The 16197-nt window shown below is 39.7% G+C and carries 16 protein-coding genes; 9 read left to right on the forward strand and 7 right to left on the reverse strand.

Going from position 1 to position 16197, the window contains the following annotated elements:
• Window positions 1–22 precede the first annotated feature (22 nt).
• Window positions 23–256 carry a hypothetical protein gene (locus QMA00_RS17125; protein ID WP_290158154.1) on the reverse strand — a complete coding sequence of 78 codons (234 nt, stop codon included), beginning with the start codon at window positions 254–256 and terminating at the stop codon, window positions 23–25.
• Window positions 257–314: 58 nt separating this feature from the next.
• On the reverse strand, window positions 315–620 hold the full coding sequence (locus tag QMA00_RS17130) for a helix-turn-helix transcriptional regulator (protein ID WP_283957456.1): 306 nt from the start codon (window positions 618–620) through the stop codon (window positions 315–317).
• Between the two features lie 105 nt (window positions 621–725).
• Between QMA00_RS17130 and QMA00_RS17135 the strand changes: the two genes are divergently transcribed.
• From QMA00_RS17135 to QMA00_RS17170, 8 genes are all read left to right on the forward strand, one after another.
• Complete coding sequence (locus QMA00_RS17135) at window positions 726–1310, forward strand: hypothetical protein (RefSeq protein ID WP_290158157.1); 585 nt, start codon at window positions 726–728, stop codon at window positions 1308–1310.
• Window positions 1304–2692 carry a DEAD/DEAH box helicase family protein gene (locus QMA00_RS17140; RefSeq protein ID WP_290158159.1) on the forward strand — a complete coding sequence of 463 codons (1389 nt, stop codon included), beginning with the start codon at window positions 1304–1306 and terminating at the stop codon, window positions 2690–2692. Before QMA00_RS17135 ends, QMA00_RS17140 begins: the two co-directional genes overlap by 7 nt.
• A 395-nt stretch (window positions 2693–3087) precedes the next feature.
• Window positions 3088–3921, forward strand: coding sequence for a tyrosine-type recombinase/integrase (locus QMA00_RS17145; protein ID WP_063528612.1), 834 nt, complete (start codon window positions 3088–3090; stop codon window positions 3919–3921).
• Window positions 3918–5009 (forward strand): IS91 family transposase, encoded by a 1092-nt coding sequence (locus QMA00_RS17150; protein ID WP_138562839.1) that lies wholly within the window; start codon window positions 3918–3920, stop codon window positions 5007–5009. Before QMA00_RS17145 ends, QMA00_RS17150 begins: the two co-directional genes overlap by 4 nt.
• Before the next feature lie 336 nt (window positions 5010–5345).
• Window positions 5346–6023, forward strand: a complete 678-nt coding sequence (locus QMA00_RS17155; protein ID WP_290158163.1) for a DUF4272 domain-containing protein — start codon at window positions 5346–5348, stop codon at window positions 6021–6023.
• Window positions 6024–6110: 87 nt separating this feature from the next.
• Window positions 6111–6479 (forward strand): glyoxalase superfamily protein, encoded by a 369-nt coding sequence (locus QMA00_RS17160; RefSeq protein ID WP_058576492.1) that lies wholly within the window; start codon window positions 6111–6113, stop codon window positions 6477–6479.
• 96 nt (window positions 6480–6575) lie between these two features.
• Window positions 6576–7028, forward strand: a complete 453-nt coding sequence (locus QMA00_RS17165; RefSeq protein ID WP_290158166.1) for a hypothetical protein — start codon at window positions 6576–6578, stop codon at window positions 7026–7028.
• An 85-nt stretch (window positions 7029–7113) separates the two neighbouring features.
• Complete coding sequence (locus QMA00_RS17170; protein WP_036983926.1) at window positions 7114–7452, forward strand: hypothetical protein; 339 nt, start codon at window positions 7114–7116, stop codon at window positions 7450–7452.
• Window positions 7453–7675: 223 nt separating this feature from the next.
• Here the strand turns inward: QMA00_RS17170 and QMA00_RS17175 are convergent, their stop codons facing one another.
• From QMA00_RS17175 to prlC, 5 genes are all read right to left on the reverse strand, one after another.
• On the reverse strand, window positions 7676–8677 hold the full coding sequence (locus tag QMA00_RS17175; protein ID WP_290158168.1) for a TniB family NTP-binding protein: 1002 nt from the start codon (window positions 8675–8677) through the stop codon (window positions 7676–7678).
• Window positions 8674–10515: a Mu transposase C-terminal domain-containing protein gene (locus tag QMA00_RS17180; RefSeq protein ID WP_290158170.1), complete on the reverse strand. Its 1842-nt coding sequence runs from the start codon at window positions 10513–10515 to the stop codon at window positions 8674–8676. Before QMA00_RS17180 ends, QMA00_RS17175 begins: the two co-directional genes overlap by 4 nt.
• The gene (locus QMA00_RS17185; RefSeq protein WP_290158172.1) at window positions 10512–11060 is read right to left on the reverse strand and encodes a TnsA endonuclease N-terminal domain-containing protein; all 549 of its coding nucleotides are present in this window, start codon (window positions 11058–11060) and stop codon (window positions 10512–10514) included. Before QMA00_RS17185 ends, QMA00_RS17180 begins: the two co-directional genes overlap by 4 nt.
• 324 nt (window positions 11061–11384) lie before the next feature.
• The gene (locus QMA00_RS17190) at window positions 11385–12140 is read right to left on the reverse strand and encodes a class I SAM-dependent methyltransferase (protein WP_290158174.1); all 756 of its coding nucleotides are present in this window, start codon (window positions 12138–12140) and stop codon (window positions 11385–11387) included.
• Window positions 12141–12348: 208 nt separating this feature from the next.
• The gene (gene prlC, locus QMA00_RS17195) at window positions 12349–14400 is read right to left on the reverse strand and encodes an oligopeptidase A (protein ID WP_290158176.1); all 2052 of its coding nucleotides are present in this window, start codon (window positions 14398–14400) and stop codon (window positions 12349–12351) included.
• Window positions 14401–14652: 252 nt separating this feature from the next.
• Between prlC and gorA the strand changes: the two genes are divergently transcribed.
• Window positions 14653–16017, forward strand: coding sequence for a glutathione-disulfide reductase (gene gorA / locus QMA00_RS17200; RefSeq protein WP_290158177.1), 1365 nt, complete (start codon window positions 14653–14655; stop codon window positions 16015–16017).
• Window positions 16018–16197 lie beyond the last annotated feature (180 nt).

Consider the following 16197-nt stretch of genomic DNA (forward strand, 5'->3'; position numbering starts at 1 on the left):
CGATGATTATCGCTCAACCCTGTTAGAATCTGGGATTAAAATGCGCTAGCCGTGGTTCTTTAACTCCAAGTTGTTTAATTTCTTTAGGCGTAGTTTGCTTTTTATTTTTTTCGTAACAAGATTTATGGATTAACTTAGCGCCAACATCACTTTTGACGCCTTTCATATTCTCAAGAATACATTCATCATAAGTTACGGGCTTTCTATCACAGCCCAATAGAAATAAAGTAACTAATATTAATGGGATAATTCTCATAAACATCCTTATTCATATGATAAGTAAACTATAAATTTTTCTCGAATTACAAGATTTACTATTCTGATTCTAGTAGTTGAATTAGTTTGCGCTTGCCTTCTTCATCAAGCTTTTCGATTAAACATGCCAGAGTTGCGCTTTCTTCTGATTCACAAAAAAAGTAATTTACGGGAACATTTAGCTCGGTTGCTAGCTTTTTTAAAGTAGCTAAGTCGGGCATATGGCGACCTGTTTCGTAATGGTTCATTCTGCCACTGGCTGAACTTGGGTCCATCCCTATTTTAATACCTAACTCTTTTTGGCTTATCTTCATTCGCTTTCGAGCCTCTTTAAGACGCTCTGTAAAAAAGGATTTAACCTGCACCGTTGCTTCATCTTGGTAACTCTCACATTTAAATGATTGTCTAGTTTTTACATGAGCATGTATACTTAGGAATCCTAAGTTTATGGTGAGTAGTAAGGTTTAGCAATGAGTAAAAAAGCGAATATGAATGTATTTTTACATTTTCTTTTGGTAATCAAACAGATGAATAATTTCACTGTGACGCAAGCGAAAGAGGCATTATTGCGTGAACAATCTGAGTTTACTGATCCAGTAGAAACCCGAAAGTTTGTATATCGCCAATTAACTCGCAATGTTGCAAATGGACTCTTAAGACGAACCAATAAATTAAATAAGGGAGCTAAAGAGGTTATATATTCAACAACAGAGCTTTTTTCAAGTTTAGAAATCATTCCTACTTCAAGGCGAGGCAAAGTCAAACAAATAGATACTGCAAATATTAGCGTTCCTGATATTTCGACCGAAACAGTTAAAGTTATTGAGTACCAAGAAGAACTTAAAAAAGATTTATTAACATACGAGATTGATTTAAATACTGTACTTGAAGAAGCTAAAGAGTATCAGCGCCTTTCTGCACGCTACCCTAAGCTGCAAGAAAAGTTGCAACTGCATCACACTCAAGCTAAGGAAAAGTCGATTAAATTACTTGGCAAAATAAACGCTTTGCAGACTTTATTGGGTAATAAAATAACAGAAAAACAACCATGTTAAGGAGTTGGCAAGCAGCCTGCTTATCGGCAGTTAAAAAGCATTACTCCCAAAGCCATAAGCACTTTTTTTGTTTAGCTACACCAGGGGCCGGTAAAACTGTATTGGCGGCAGAAGTGGCAGCGTATTTATTTGAAACTAAGCAAATAGACTTTGTGATTTGTTTTTCACCCTCTAGTGAGGTGGCTAATGGTATTAGAAAGACGTTTGCTAAACGGTTAAACTGTAATTTTGACGGTGTTATTGGCTCAGTTGGTTGCTCGTATACTTATCAAAATATGCGTTTTTTTAATGACGACTATTGGAAGTTATTAAAGAACAACCGCGTGTTAGTGGTGTTTGATGAAATACACCACTGTGCTGGATCAAGCATTGAGGATGCCAATGTATGGGGGCAAGATATTGTTAAAAATATTCAACAGCACGCTGCTTTTACGTTAGCGTTGACAGGCACACCTTGGCGCTCTGACCTTCTTCCTATCGCACTGGCAACTTATAGCGACCCTGATAATATAATAATATGTAATTACACTTACTCGCTGCAACAGGCGGTAAATGATGGTGTTTGCCGTAACCCTAAAATTATTTTAATTGATAATGAAGAAATTTCGGTAACAACCACGAAACAGGAAACTAAAACCTATAACTCATTAAAGTCTTTGCTAAAAGATCCATCGATTTCCTACCAAGATTTGATTAAGCACGAAGCTGTGATTAATTACATTGTTGCTCAAGGGGTAAGTAAACTTGCCACTATTAGGCAGCAGAATAGTAATGCCGCAGGGTTAATTGTTGCCTCTTCTGTTGAACATGCAGAGCAAATAGTGACTGTACTCACCGACCTTTTTCATCAATCAGCAACCATAGTTACTTACAAAGAAAGTGATGCTGGCGAGAGAATCAGCCATTTTCGTTTAAGCAATACACAATGGATTGTAAGCGTTGGCATGGTGTCGGAAGGTACTGACATACCAAGACTACAAGTATGTTGCCATTTAAGCAGAGTTAAAACCGAACTTTATTTTAGGCAGGTGCTTGGCCGTATATTAAGAGTAAATAGCTCGCCCAACCAAGAAGCTTGGTTATTCACCTTAGCCGAAGAAACACTAAGCACTTTTGCAAATAGAATCGACCAAGAGCTACCTAACACTTGCGTACTAATAAGAAATAACGCTATAGCAAATGAATATTTTGGAACAGAGACTCATAAAAAAGCAAACTACCCTCAGCCAGATAATCAGGTTAATACTGAGGTTGATGATTTATTATTTTCATGGGGCAAAAATGGAGTAAATCAGCTGCAAACAGAGCTTCAGGAAGCAAGCTTTTTACAGGCCTTTGGTGGGTTTAGAGAGCGGGTGATAGAGACGTTTTTAGTAAGTTAATTTGAAGTAATTAACATCAGTCCATAGAGTTTTAATGATTAGGCTTAGGTTTCATCTGACAGGCCCCTATGAGCGAGAAGCGGTCATTGAAATTGGCTAAATATCGTCGTTAATTGATTGGTTAAACTGCTCTTTGCGCATATATTCATGAAAATGAGCGCTGCGCGCATATTGGTTTATTTAAATTTATCTGAGATTTTAGAAAACTTAGTGATAGTAATACCTTAGATAATTTGTTAAAACTATAAAACGTGGATAAATGAGCGTTAAGTCGGCAGAAATATGCGCCATTAGCGCACTATTAAATTGTTGAACTAAGCCGCTACGCGGAGATCCTATTCTTATCATTTGAGCCACACTTACCTTGGGGTTATCCCATAACTTGGAGGTAAGTCATGAATACACTCATTGAACAAGTCAAAACTGAAATAGCCTATCGTGGTTATTCGCAAAGTACATGTAAAAGCTACTGTGAACATTTACTAAAACTCAGTCATTATTTTAATAAACCGCTCGATTCGATTACTGATGAGGAACTTAACGCCTTTTTTAACGATCCTGCGATTCGTAAACTTTCTAGAGCAAGCCAAAAAATACAGATAAACAGTATTTGGTTCTTGTTTAAGAATATTTTACATCGGCCACTTAACTTAGATATTGTACTGCCAAAAGTAAAACTTCGCGCACCCACGTATTTATCGCGCGATGACATGCGACGGCTTATAGAAAGTTGCACCGATATGCGCTTAAAAACATTGATTATGGTGTGCTATGGGTGTGGCTTACGTATTAATGAACTGCTACGCATTAAAGTGCAAGATATCGATGGACAGCGTAAAACTATTTTAATTGAACAAGGTAAAGGGGATAAATCACGCTATGTGGTTGTATCAGATAGCGTGCTGGCTCAATTACGTTGTTATTGGAAAATGTATCACCCAACAGGTTGGATGTTCTATTCACGGTTATTAATGGATAAACCTATGTCAGCATCAACCTTCAGGAAGCCATTGAGAAAACATGCACAAGCGTGTGGCTTAAAGCACTGTAATCCACATACTTTACGCCATGCTTATGCAACACACCAACTTGAATCAGGTATGCCACTTCATCAACTGCAACATCAGCTTGGCCACAGTGATATTAAAACCACACAAAGTTACTTACATTGGTTACCAGAGTTAGGTCATGGCGGCATTGATTTGCTTGCGAGCTGGAGTAAACAATGAACGCCTTACACCTCGCTGATATTTTAAACTCAAGCCTTGAGAGTTATCGCCAACATCATACGGTGAGTTATCAACAACTGCGCGTGTGTCAGCACCTTCAATCATGCAGAACGGGTCAGCTCGGTTATCAAGCATGGCAATGTGATAGCTGTGGGGAGTCGCAAAAGATTGGATGTAGCTGTCGAGACCGTCATTGCCCGCGTTGCCAAGGCATGGCTACGGCTAAATGGGTGCAAAAACAGCAGGAGGATTTATTACCATGTAGGTATTTCCACCTTGTTTTTACACTCCCGCATGAGTTGAATATCATTGCGCACTACAACCCAAACGCGTTGTATCAGTGTTTATTCAAAGCCACATGGCAAACGCTGAGTAAATTTGCGAAACGAAAGAGGCATGGTCAGTTAGGCATGACAAGTGTACTGCATACGTGGGGGCAAAACTTAGGTCAGCATATCCATTTACACTGTTTGATACCCGCAGGCGCGCTTGATAAAGCGCACTGGCATGAAATAGAAAAAGGCTATTTATACCCCGTTAAAGCATTATCAACAGTGTTCAGAGGGAAAATGCTGGCGGCGCTCAATGAATGCGATAGTTCATTCGCGAAGGTAAGCACGCCAACCAAATGGTGCGTGTATAGCAAAGCCTGTTTAACGTACAGTGAAAAGCTAGTTAGTTACCTTGCTCGTTATACCCGAAAAGGCGTGATGTCAGAATCGCGATTAGTGTCAGCGACTGAAGAAACAGTGAGCTTTAAATACCGCGATTATGCAGATAACAACCGCGATAAAGTCATGACGCTGAGTTGTGATGAATTTTTACGGCGCTACTTACAACATGTATTGCCTAAAGGGTTTATGCGCATTCGCCACTACGGCTTTTTAGCTAATGCGTGTCGCAAGCGAAAGTTAGGGTTAATAAAGGCTCAAGCATCAGTAACCCCATGCAAAGCGGTGAAGCCGAAGGTAGAGCAAGAACCATTAATACCGCATTGGTTTTGTCAGTCATGCAAGGTGGGTATTTTACGATTTATTGGTGTGATGAATTCAGATACGCCGACAAATGAAATAGTGCGAACGAGTTAGCAGCCTTGCTTGCTGCTTAAAATCAATGAGTTAACCTGCTTAATTGCTCAGGCTAACGACCTCTGCGTGCGTAAAAATATAATTGCTTCTTAAGGCAAATTTAGGTGTAATGGAAGCATAATAAACGCTGAGTAAAGCAGGGATAGCTTAGATGCGATAGGCTCGCCAGTAACGTTGGCTTGATATCGCTTAGGCCAGAAAAAGCAAATTCCCATAGCATAAACAACACCAACTCTGACACACCGAGTAGGTAGCGGCTCAGTCCAACAAGCGATTATGCAACACAAACTGCGTGTCGCATAAATACTAAAATGTTAAGTATCTTTAGGAGGTTGTTTGTTCTGCACTAACTGCGACAAAGAAAGTGATAGTCTATCGTTAAAAGATCCTGTGTGTGATTGCTGCGGATTTGATAATTCATACGTTTTACAGTTGATTGAAGAGAATGATGACGAACTTGAAACGGAAGACGAAATCCGCAGCAGCGTTGAGTGCGCTCAACGGAGTGTAATCCTTTTCGGACTTGTGTCAGCAGGTAATGGCGAAGATCGCGATGCAATTGTAGCTTGGCTAAAAAAAGAAGCTCTTTGGGAGTACGTTACCGAAGAAGAAAAAGCATTTTTTGAATCTCAACAGCTCACTAAGCGAAGTGTTATTAATGCTACTTGGAGAATAGAATCATTGGCTATATTGCTATGGGCGCTCTACAAGCTACCAGCATTCAATAACTTCAGTGAGTTATGCGATCTCGACGCTATAAAGAATGCTTGTGACTTTTACTTGAAAGAATCCAAAAATTTTATAGAAAACGCTGAGTTACGTTCAGATGATGAGATATTTGATGCAAATGAACTAATTTATGATTCTCATTGGAAAGTTAGAGACGCTACAATCAATCATCAACCCATACCAGAAGAAATAGATTCAAGTATTGTGCAAGAGAGACATCATGCTATAAATTGGCTGATAGGTTACTGTGGGCAGGAATGGGATGAAATTACGACAGATACTTAACAAAGAAAATGAAGACGGATACCTGGGAAGAGCACCCAGCTACCGCTTATTTTGGTGTTAAGTGGCCATAGATAAATCGGAGTAATAATGAAATTTGGGAACACTACGCCAATATTAAGAAGCTTCGATGAAATTAAGGCTAAAGAATTCTATTTGAAATTTCTGGAATTCGATTTAGATTGGGAGCATAGATTTTCTGAGGATTTGCCACTTTATATGCAAATTTCAAAAGGTAGTTGCGTGCTTCATATATCTGAGCATCATGGAGATTCTAGCCCCGGTACGGCGCTACGAATCCAAGTAAGTAATCTAGAGGCGTATCGCGAGCTATTGCTTGGTAAATGCTACAAGTATTCTAGGCCTGTCATACAAGAAATGCCTTGGGGAAGCAAGGATATGTCTATTTCAGATCCATTTGGTAATAAGCTTGTTTTTACCAGCGCAGTTAGCACTTAACAAACGTGTCATGTCGGAACTCCGTTCCAACGCTTCGCGTTTCCACTCCGTCCGCATACACGGGCGTTATGCACTGAGACTGACAAGGATCGTGAGTTGCGAGTAAAAGTATCAACTACCTTTAATTCATCCGCCGACAAGGTTTGGGCTCTGGTCAGAAAGAGCGATACCCTGTTATTCGTCACACGTGGATTTCTTGGATTTTCCGGCTCTCACCGGTTTCCGCCGGAGTGGCGAGAGGGCTCCACAGAAAATACTCGTCTGATGTTCTTCGGGCTCATTCCAGCGTGGAGACACTCAATAACCTTCCAAGAGATCGACGACAGTAAGCGGGTGCTTTTTACCAAGGAGGGCGGTGGCTTGGTTCCGGTTTGGAATCACCTCATCCAAGTAACTCCTGAGCAAAATGAAACCTGCAGCTACACTGATGATGTGGAGGTCAAGGCGGGTGTCTTGACGCTTTTGGTGTGGCTGTACGCAAATATTTTTTACCGCTATCGGCAATTTCGGTGGCGTCTTCTCCTTCGGAGAACGCCTCAACATGCATAACAAGGCAATTAAATTCGTTCCGGCCCGATGGGCCTCCACCGGACGTCCCTGTCGGGCCGCCGTTTATTGCGGGCGTTAGAGCACTATGGATACAGTGAAGCCTAAAAAACTTTTCCCATGTAAAATTTGTGGAGAAAAATTTGGCAGAAACCAATTAAAAAAACATCGTAAAGTAAAGCATCCTCAACCAGTGCCATTGCTTCTTATTAGTAAACGAGGCGTTCGTGTTAACGAAAGAATGTCTTGTGATTCTTGTAAAGTTTATAGAGATTTACTTTGGCGCTACAATGAGAGTAATAAAGGGGTCGTACATATTTGCACTCTTTGTAAGCCCAAATTGTTTGATCGTTCTTTCAATAAATTAGATGCACTTAATTTTGCAAAATCTGGTGGTGGCTTTGAAACTAAACGTAGCAAGTACTAGTGCTCTAACAAGTTACTCAAAAGGACGCAAAACGCTTGGCTTGCGCTCCTTCGTCGCTAATTTTAGCCAAGCATTTATGCGCTCATTAGTAAGGCGTTACGAACGTCCGGACATGGCACATATGCGACTATCAGACTTGATTGAATCACACTAACCTAATCTGATAGTTGAAGTTAAGACTTATCCGTTTGAATCTCCTTAATAGACCTTAGGCTAGTAAAGCTTACTTTAGTATTGCGAATTTACGACCTGTGAGCATATGTTCAGGATCTAATGCATTTGGGTCATAGGATGAGCTTTTAATTACTTCATAAATAACAATATCTTTAGCATCTTGTTCAAAAGGGTTTTTTAACTCCAGTGACTCTTTGTCATTAAAAAAGTCGAACTTTTCATAAGCAGTAATAAAATGTTTATTTTCAAGATACTCGTTACAACTCAATGCTAATTTTAAAGCCTCCAATAGTAGATGTTTAAGAGCTCGATTCTCACCTCGACATGCAGCAAATAACGCTATTGTGGTATTTTTACTTTCAAGCTTAGGCGGCTCATCAAATGGCATTTGTTTCGCTAGGCCCATTAAATATTGACGAAAGTACTTGCTATCATTTTTTAAGCTAAAGTATTCAAGTTTTCTTTTTCTAACTAAGCGAGAAGCCCATTGTGGTTCTTCAGCTATTGTTGCAGCCCAAGGCATACCAACCAGTACTATTGGCACTTTGGCTTCTTCACTAATAAACTTTAACCCATTTGCGATTTGTTGCCGCTCTTGTATGCTTTTAAACTCTATTAACTCCTGAAACTCATTAATGATGAGTAACTCAACTTGAGCTTTAATTAAGCTTTCTACAAGCTTTTTAGTAAGGTCTGTTTTGTAGCCTCGCTTTTGAATTTGACTACTTCCAAATAGCTCCAGATCTGCCAGCATTTGAATTAAAGTAGCATCTAAGCCTTTCCCCCTAGATATACGACTTATTAAGACTGGCATAGTGTTTCGGCTATAATTCTGTGTAGCTAGAACTCTTTTTTTGTAGTGATTAATGGTATGGCTTTTTCCTACGCCTGTATCACCAATTAATAGCATACACTGTTGGTCTGACTGAAATTTACGGTTTAATCTTAATTCATCAAAGTCATTAAAAATTGTTTTAATTTGAGTATGCATAACGATGCAATCGCTAAAGTTGCGCAACTGTCCGATCTGTAATTCTGTTAAGGCATTCATTCAAATGCCTCTAAGTCATCATCCCAATCATCAAAAATATCGTTACTTATATTTTTTTGCACAGGGGCTGCACTTTTTTCAGAAACCTTAATAGTGCCCGTTCCTGTATTGCTTACATCAGCTATTTGAGCTTGCTTTTTGACAGTTGTTATTTTTGCTTTAGTTTTTGATTCAATCAAAGCTTCTTGCTCTTGTTTTACTCGCTCATGAATAGCCATGCGAGCTTTAGCTAAGCCCAGACTATCTTTAGATTCCCTAATCATTTCTCTATTAATTTTTTTTATTGTTTTATGCTCATAGATACTTAACCCGTCCGTATAACCGGTAGGGTCTGTACACGGTACTTCTAGGTAGCTTTCCAGCTCTTCTAAGTAAACATAAATTTTTGAAATATCATCAGGATCAACTTTAATCAGTTTTTTTATAGTTTCTTTTGTTTGCGGATAATGTTTACGATAATCAGCCAAAGCTGTTGAGTCATACATTAACTCTTGATATTTAAACCCATTTCTCGTTAACGTTCTTGAGTCTGAGATGCGCATTAACATATCAAAACGCGCTTCATCATCTTCATTCATAGTTAAAGGAGGATAGACATCATATCCTCGTTGCCAACGTTTAATTGGGATACGAGTTTCACGCGAATTACTATCTTGATGGTATACATCCACGATCCAACGGTGAAATTCTTCTACAAACGTTGAAAAACGCATGATCGCATCTTTCTCAGGTTTATATTCTTCTTTTTCTAAAATATTTGAGAATGTTTTCCCTGGCAGTTCTGGTAGGAAATATTCATTAATCACGCCAAAAAACCGCTCTATAAACGGTTTTAGCCAGGGCTTGCGTACCTGATTATATTGAACGTTTATTTTTGATTCCTCACAAGCATGTTCTAAGTTGTAGGACCAAAACTCAGCCCCATTATCTACAACTAAATTTTCAAATTTACCAAAGCAAGGCCAATCATTTTGTAGTTCTATATTCAGACCATCAAGTGATTTTGGCTTAATTGCATGAGTAATAGCCTTAGCAGCAGATACGTACGAAGGAGATTTATAACTAAGATGAAAACCAAGAACACAACCACTAAATACATCAATAAGTAATGTTAGATAAGGTCTTCCTATAGGGATAAGTAACTCATCATCAAGTAGAATTAAATCAAGTGGAGTATGATCAATCTCTACCCGCTCTAGAATTCTTGTCGGAGGCACGTGTGCTGAACAATAAGCAAACCATTGATCTGCTTTAAATTTACCATGCCTTGCAACCGCAACCGCATATGGTGGCATTGCTTTGATTCTTTTATTAAAGGCATTGTAGGATATTATTGGAATCTTGCCTTCAACAATACTCTCATTTTCAATAATAATTAAGTCTTTGTAGTACTGGTATGCTGTTGCAACAGTAGGCCTTTTAGCATCTAAAAATCGCTCTAATGCTTTATCAAAAAACGTATCATCTCCTTCTATACGCTTGGTTCTGTTTCCCATTTTATGGTTTTTATCAGCAAGGGAGGCAATATCCCCGTTGCTGTCGATGTATTTTTTGCGCCAACGAGCAACAGTCCGCCAATTTGGCCTATCTTGTGTATTCTCTTTAAAAAGCTCGTCTAAAATAGGCTCTAAATTTCGTTGGGTCCACCCACGTGAAAGCTTTTTATCGATAGAGCTAATTAGCTTATACCTTTGTAACGCTTGGTTTTTTAAAGCAACAGTAAAGGTATCCAAATCACGCTTGATTAAGTTGGCATCATCTAATTTGACATATTGAGTGGGCGTTTGTGGTTTTAATGGCGCTAGTGATTCATCAAATTCATTAAAAAAGTCAGTCATGGTGTAGCCCATAATGTTGGATTATTAGTTAAATCATCACACCCTAGATCAGCCTTAACCAATCCTTTATGCATTAACCCAAATATAAAGGAGCGTGTTTTACCAATTGGTAAACCAATCTGAGAGCTTATATCATTTAACTTAATTACCCCTGATTTTTGAATAAAGCTGAGCAACTCATTTTGAATGCTACTGATACCATAAACACCTGAGTAGCGATGTAATAGTTTTAAGTTGTTTAATATTGGGTTTACCCTAATTTGCCTATCAGTCACTAAAATAAGATCAATTCCCATTTTTAATGATGCAGCCCTTTTAGCCGCAAATTCAGCTCTAAATAGTGGAGAAGCAATTTTAGAATAGGGCTTATATTCGTGGTATTTTTGAGTTTTATCTGTATATGAAATCAGTGCATCTGGTGTATAAGGTAAGCTTTTACCCATAAACTCATATTTAAAGCCTTCAGGCTGACTGCCAAAACTCTCTATCAAGTCGTTATATTCATGATGAAAACATGCATCAAACTCTAATGTGCTCTCACACATAACTACACTACTAACTTTAGTGCTCGCAAATTTGAATACATTTTTATTAGGAGAAGGCTTTCTTAAGTTGCGTATATACATAAGTAAATATTTATTTTTATTATTTTAGTACACACACTATACAAATAAAAATCCAGCATGTCACACTATGGTTTAACTTATGTGTAAGTGATTGATTATAATTATATTTATTTTTAGTATAATTTTTAATAAGAGGATTTATGTCAAAGTATGGTTTAATTATGTCATAGTATGGTTGTATTATGTCAGACTATGGTTTCAGCGACAGCCCGTCGCTCGTAGCCCGTTAACCTTTAACCTAAACTAAACCATCGCGGCTTTTACATACACATCAAAGCGGTTCTTCTTGGTTTTGATTTGCATGCTTGGGGTTTTATCATTTAAAAATGGTGCGTAATCGGGGCGTTTAACTACAACACGTTTGCTGGCAAGGGGGTAGGCAAACTCGAGTAAATCATCGGCGTCGGTATCGCCACCTACTAATTCTTGGAATACGCGCATTTCTTTTTTAACCAATGCTGATTTTTCACGGTGCGGGAACATTGGATCAAGGTAAACCACATCGGGCATGCTGTCACATTGAGCAAGTAAGGTATGGCTTGAGCCAAAGATAAGGCTCATATTTTGCTGCATCCATGGGCCAATTTCACTATCGTTATAAGCACGTTGTAAGCCATCATATAACAGTGCAGCAACCACGGGGTGGCGCTCATGTAAAATTACTTTACAGCCTAATGAGGCTAACACAAAACCGTCGCGTCCAAGGCCTGCTGTGGCATCGAGTACCACTGGCGTTGCGCCCTTATTAAGACCAACGGCTTTGGCAATTGATTGCCCTTTACCACCACCAAATTTACGCCTATGTGCAACGGCACCAGTTATAAAGTCTACGTTAATAGCACCTAATTTTGGCTCGTCAGTTTTATACAGGCTTAGTCCTTTATCATCGTAATGCAAGCTAAAACCACTGCTTTGCTCTGCCCATTGAGCAAGCCCAAAGCGTGCTTCTAACTCATTTAAATAAGGTCGACACTCTTTAAACGCACACTGTATAACCACTTCACACTCCGATGATAAATTTCACCGTTATTATACCCAAACAAAGCCAATATACGATCTCTAGTTTAAAACAACTCAATATCGTTATTTTCGCTCTCAGGTTCTGGCTGCGTTTGTTGTTTACTTAGTTGTGTTTGAGTAATTAAATAAAAAAGCGCCTCTGGGGCGCTTTTGTAATTATATTTTAATCCGCAAAGCTCAACAGACCCTAAGCGGCAATGCCACTATGGCGTAGTAGTGCGTCTACACTTGGCTCACGACCACGGAAGTTTTTAAACAGTGCCATTGGCTCTTCGCTGCCGCCTTTTTCAAGAATATGCTGCATAAACGCTTGGCCAGTTTGTGGATTAAAAATTCCCTCTTCTTCAAATTTAGAGTAGGCATCAGCCGAAAGTACTTCAGCCCATTTGTACGAGTAATACCCCGCGCTATAACCACCCGCAAAAATATGACTAAAGCCATGCTGAAAACGATTAAACGCTGGCGGCTTAATGACTGAGGTACGACTGCGTACATCATCAAGCACAGCTTGAATGTTACATGGTTTGTCTGCCACGTAGTCATGGTGAATTTTAAAATCGAATAACGAGAACTCAAGTTGTCTTAACATTTGCATACCTGAGTTATAATTTTTAGCGGCCAATAGTTTATCTAGTAGCTCTTTTGGTAATGGCTCACCGGTTTCGAAGTGGCCTGAAATAAAGCTTAGGGCTTCTTCTTCGTAACACCAGTTTTCTAAAAACTGACTTGGCAATTCAACGGCATCCCATGCTACACCATTAATACCAGCAACAGGCGCTGCATCTACTTGAGTTAACATGTGGTGAATGCCGTGACCAAACTCATGGAACAGTGTGGTTACTTCATTATGGGTAAACAAAGCAGGCTTATCGCCAATCGCTTTATTAAAGTTACACACTAAGTAAGCAACTGGTGTTTGAAGTTCACCATTAGCACGCACTTTACGACCCATACAGTCATCCATCCACGCACCACCACGCTTGTGGTCACGGGCGTATAAATCTAAGTAAAAACGGCCACGTAAAGTATTGTTGCTATCGTAAATTTCAAAAAAGCGCACATCTTTATGGTAAGTATCAATGTCTTTTTGCTCTTTAACAGTAATACCAAACAAGCGGTTAACAGTTTCGAACAAACCACTGAGCACTTTATCGGCAGGGAAGTATGGGCGTAATACTTCATCTGAAATCGCGTACTTTTCTTGCTTTAGCTTTTCGCTGTAATAACCAAAGTCCCATGCCTGTAGTTCACTAATACCGTGCTGTTGCTCTGCGTATTGTTGCAACTCTTTAAGCTCTTGCTCTGCTTGTGGCTTAGATTTAGCAGCTAAGTCTTCTAAAAATGAAAATACCTGTGCAGGTGATTCTGCCATTTTTGTAGCTAAAGATTTTTCGGCGTAATTATTAAAGCCAAGTAATTGTGCTAACTCATGACGCAGTGCCAGCTCTTCACTCATAATCGCCGAGTTATCAAACTCTCCTGCATTTGGACCTTGATCGGATGCACGAGTAGAAAACGCGGTGTATGTTTCTTTGCGAAGTTCACGGTCGTCTGCGTAAGTCATTATAGGTAAGTAAGATGGGAAATCGAGAGTAAATACCCAGCCTTCCAAGTCTTTACTTTTTGCCGTATCGGCCGCTAATGCAAGCGCTGATTCTGGTAAACCAGCCAATTGGCTTTCATCGGTAATATGCTTATGCCATGCAAGCGTGGCATCCATCACGTTATTACCAAATTTTGAAGCAAGCTCTGATAAACGCGCACTAATTTCACCGTAGCGTTTTTGCTGCTCAGGATTTAACGCAATGCCTGAAAGCTTAAAGTCACGCAATGCGTTGGTAATGGTTTTTTGCTGAGCGGTAGTGAGTGTTTTAAATTCGTCACTGTTATAAAGTGCGTTGTAAGCCTCATACAAACCTTGGTGCTGACCAACAAAAGTAGAGTATTCAGAAATAAGCGGTAAACATTGCTCGTAGGCTTCGCGAAGTTCATCATTGTTCATTACTGAGTTCAAATGCGATACCGGTGAAAACAATCGCGATAGTTTATCGTCAGCTTCTTCAAGGGGTAATACTAAATCTTCCCATGTGTATGATTGCTTTGCTAATACATCATTAATTGCACTGCGACAGTGCTCAATACCTTTTTTTAGTGCCGGGACAACATGCTCAGGCTTTATTTTTGAAAAAGGCGGTAAACCTTCAAGCCCGATTAGGGGATTAGTATGTGCATTGGTCATAGTGATTCTCGGTTTATGCAAAATATAAAAGTTTAAGTTGGGGCAAAATACGTAAATACAAGGGCAAACCTGCTTTACTAGTTAACGAGTGTGTATCTGTAAATGATCACTTAGCAGCTTGATCTGAAATAGCATATCTTTCGTTTGATGAAGGATGTTTGATAGATTTTAGCAGCCCCGAACAAGTGACTTGCTCATCGCATATGCTATCATCAGCACAGAAAAGTTAAATTAATATTTAGAGGATTAAACATGGCTCAGCATTTTGATTACATTGCAATTGGTGGCGGTAGTGGTGGTATTGCATCAGCTAACCGTGCAGCAATGCGTGGCGCAAAAGTAGCATTAATTGAAGCTAAACACATGGGTGGCACCTGCGTAAACGTAGGGTGTGTTCCTAAAAAAGTAATGTGGCATGGTGCTCAAGTTGCTGAAGCAATTAATCTTTATGCTCCTGATTACGGTTTTGATGTTGAAGTTAAAGGCTTTGACTGGTCAAAGTTAGTAGAAAGCCGTGAAGCCTATATTGGCCGTATTCACAAAGGCTATGATAATGGTTTAGCTAAAAATGGCGTAACTGTGATCAAAGGCTTTGCAAAGTTTGTGGATAGTAAAACTGTTGAAGTAGATGGCGAGCACTATACTGCCGATCACATTTTAGTCGCCGTAGGCGGACGCCCTACTATTCCTAATATTCCAGGTGCTGAACACGGTATTGATTCAAACGGCTTTTTTGAGCTGAACGAACAACCTAAGCGTGTTGCTGTTGTTGGTGCCGGTTATATTGCCGTAGAAATTGCAGGTGTGCTGCACAGCCTAGGGACACAAACCCATTTATTTGTTCGTAAGAGCAAGCCACTGCGTACCTTTGACCCATACATTATCGACACACTGGTTGATATTATGGCAAAAGAAGGCCCTACTCTGCACACTGAGTGTTCACCAAAAGAGGTGGTAAAAGAGGCTGATGGCAGCTTAACGATTCATTTTGAGAATGGTTACAGCGAAAATGTTGATCAAGTTATTTGGGCGATTGGTCGTACACCTACAACCGATAAAATTAACCTTGCTGCAGCAGGCGTAGAAGTAAACGAAAGCGGCTATGTAAAAGTAGATGAATACCAAAACACCACGGCTAAGAATGTATACGCTGTGGGTGATATTATCGAAAATGGTATTGAGCTTACACCGGTTGCTGTAAAAGCGGGTCGTACTCTATCTGAGCGTTTATTTAATAAAGAATTGCCGAACGATTTGAAAATGGACTACAGCCTAGTACCAACCGTGGTATTTAGCCATCCACCTATCGGCACCATTGGCTTAACTGAACAAGAGGCGATTTCTCAGTACGGCGAAGAAAATGTAAAAGTATATAAATCAAGCTTTGCGGCTATGTACACCGCAGTTACTCAGCATCGCCAAGCATGTAACATGATGTTAGTGTGTGCAGGCGATGATGAAAAAGTTGTGGGCTTACACGGTATCGGTTTCACCGTTGATGAAATGATTCAGGGCTTTGCTGTTGCCATGAAAATGGGCGCGACTAAAGCCGATTTTGATGCGGTTGTCGCACTACACCCAACAGGGTCGGAAGAGTTTGTTACCATGACAGGTTAGTGTAGGAAAAGCATCTTACACACATAGTAAACTCTGGAAAAAATATTAATGCTGACTATATTGTGTATAGTCAGCGCTTTTCCATGAGGATTCTATGGCGTTTTTAATTAATTCCGATAATGTCTGTGAACTACCCATCGACGCCACTCCGTGTCGATCAATGGGCTTCTACAGCCTTGA

The sequence above is a fragment of the Pseudoalteromonas sp. APC 3694 genome (assembly GCF_030407565.1).
In the GTDB taxonomy this organism is placed as follows: domain Bacteria; phylum Pseudomonadota; class Gammaproteobacteria; order Enterobacterales; family Alteromonadaceae; genus Pseudoalteromonas; species Pseudoalteromonas tetraodonis.

What these genes read in the sequence shown, in the direction of transcription:
- QMA00_RS17125 (WP_290158154.1), bottom strand. Translation starts at nt 256, where the DNA reads ATGAGAATTATCCCATTAATATTAGTTACTTTATTTCTATTGGGCTGT.
- QMA00_RS17135 (WP_290158157.1), top strand. Translation starts at nt 726, where the DNA reads ATGAGTAAAAAAGCGAATATGAATGTATTTTTACATTTTCTTTTGGTA.
- QMA00_RS17140 (WP_290158159.1), top strand. Translation starts at nt 1,304, where the DNA reads ATGTTAAGGAGTTGGCAAGCAGCCTGCTTATCGGCAGTTAAAAAGCAT.
- QMA00_RS17145 (WP_063528612.1), top strand. Translation starts at nt 3,088, where the DNA reads ATGAATACACTCATTGAACAAGTCAAAACTGAAATAGCCTATCGTGGT.
- QMA00_RS17150 (WP_138562839.1), top strand. Translation starts at nt 3,918, where the DNA reads ATGAACGCCTTACACCTCGCTGATATTTTAAACTCAAGCCTTGAGAGT.
- QMA00_RS17160 (WP_058576492.1), top strand. Translation starts at nt 6,111, where the DNA reads ATGAAATTTGGGAACACTACGCCAATATTAAGAAGCTTCGATGAAATT.
- QMA00_RS17170 (WP_036983926.1), top strand. Translation starts at nt 7,114, where the DNA reads ATGGATACAGTGAAGCCTAAAAAACTTTTCCCATGTAAAATTTGTGGA.
- QMA00_RS17175 (WP_290158168.1), bottom strand. Translation starts at nt 8,677, where the DNA reads ATGAATGCCTTAACAGAATTACAGATCGGACAGTTGCGCAACTTTAGC.
- QMA00_RS17180 (WP_290158170.1), bottom strand. Translation starts at nt 10,515, where the DNA reads ATGACTGACTTTTTTAATGAATTTGATGAATCACTAGCGCCATTAAAA.
- QMA00_RS17185 (WP_290158172.1), bottom strand. Translation starts at nt 11,060, where the DNA reads ATGTGTGAGAGCACATTAGAGTTTGATGCATGTTTTCATCATGAATAT.
- prlC (WP_290158176.1), bottom strand. Translation starts at nt 14,400, where the DNA reads ATGACCAATGCACATACTAATCCCCTAATCGGGCTTGAAGGTTTACCG.
- gorA (WP_290158177.1), top strand. Translation starts at nt 14,653, where the DNA reads ATGGCTCAGCATTTTGATTACATTGCAATTGGTGGCGGTAGTGGTGGT.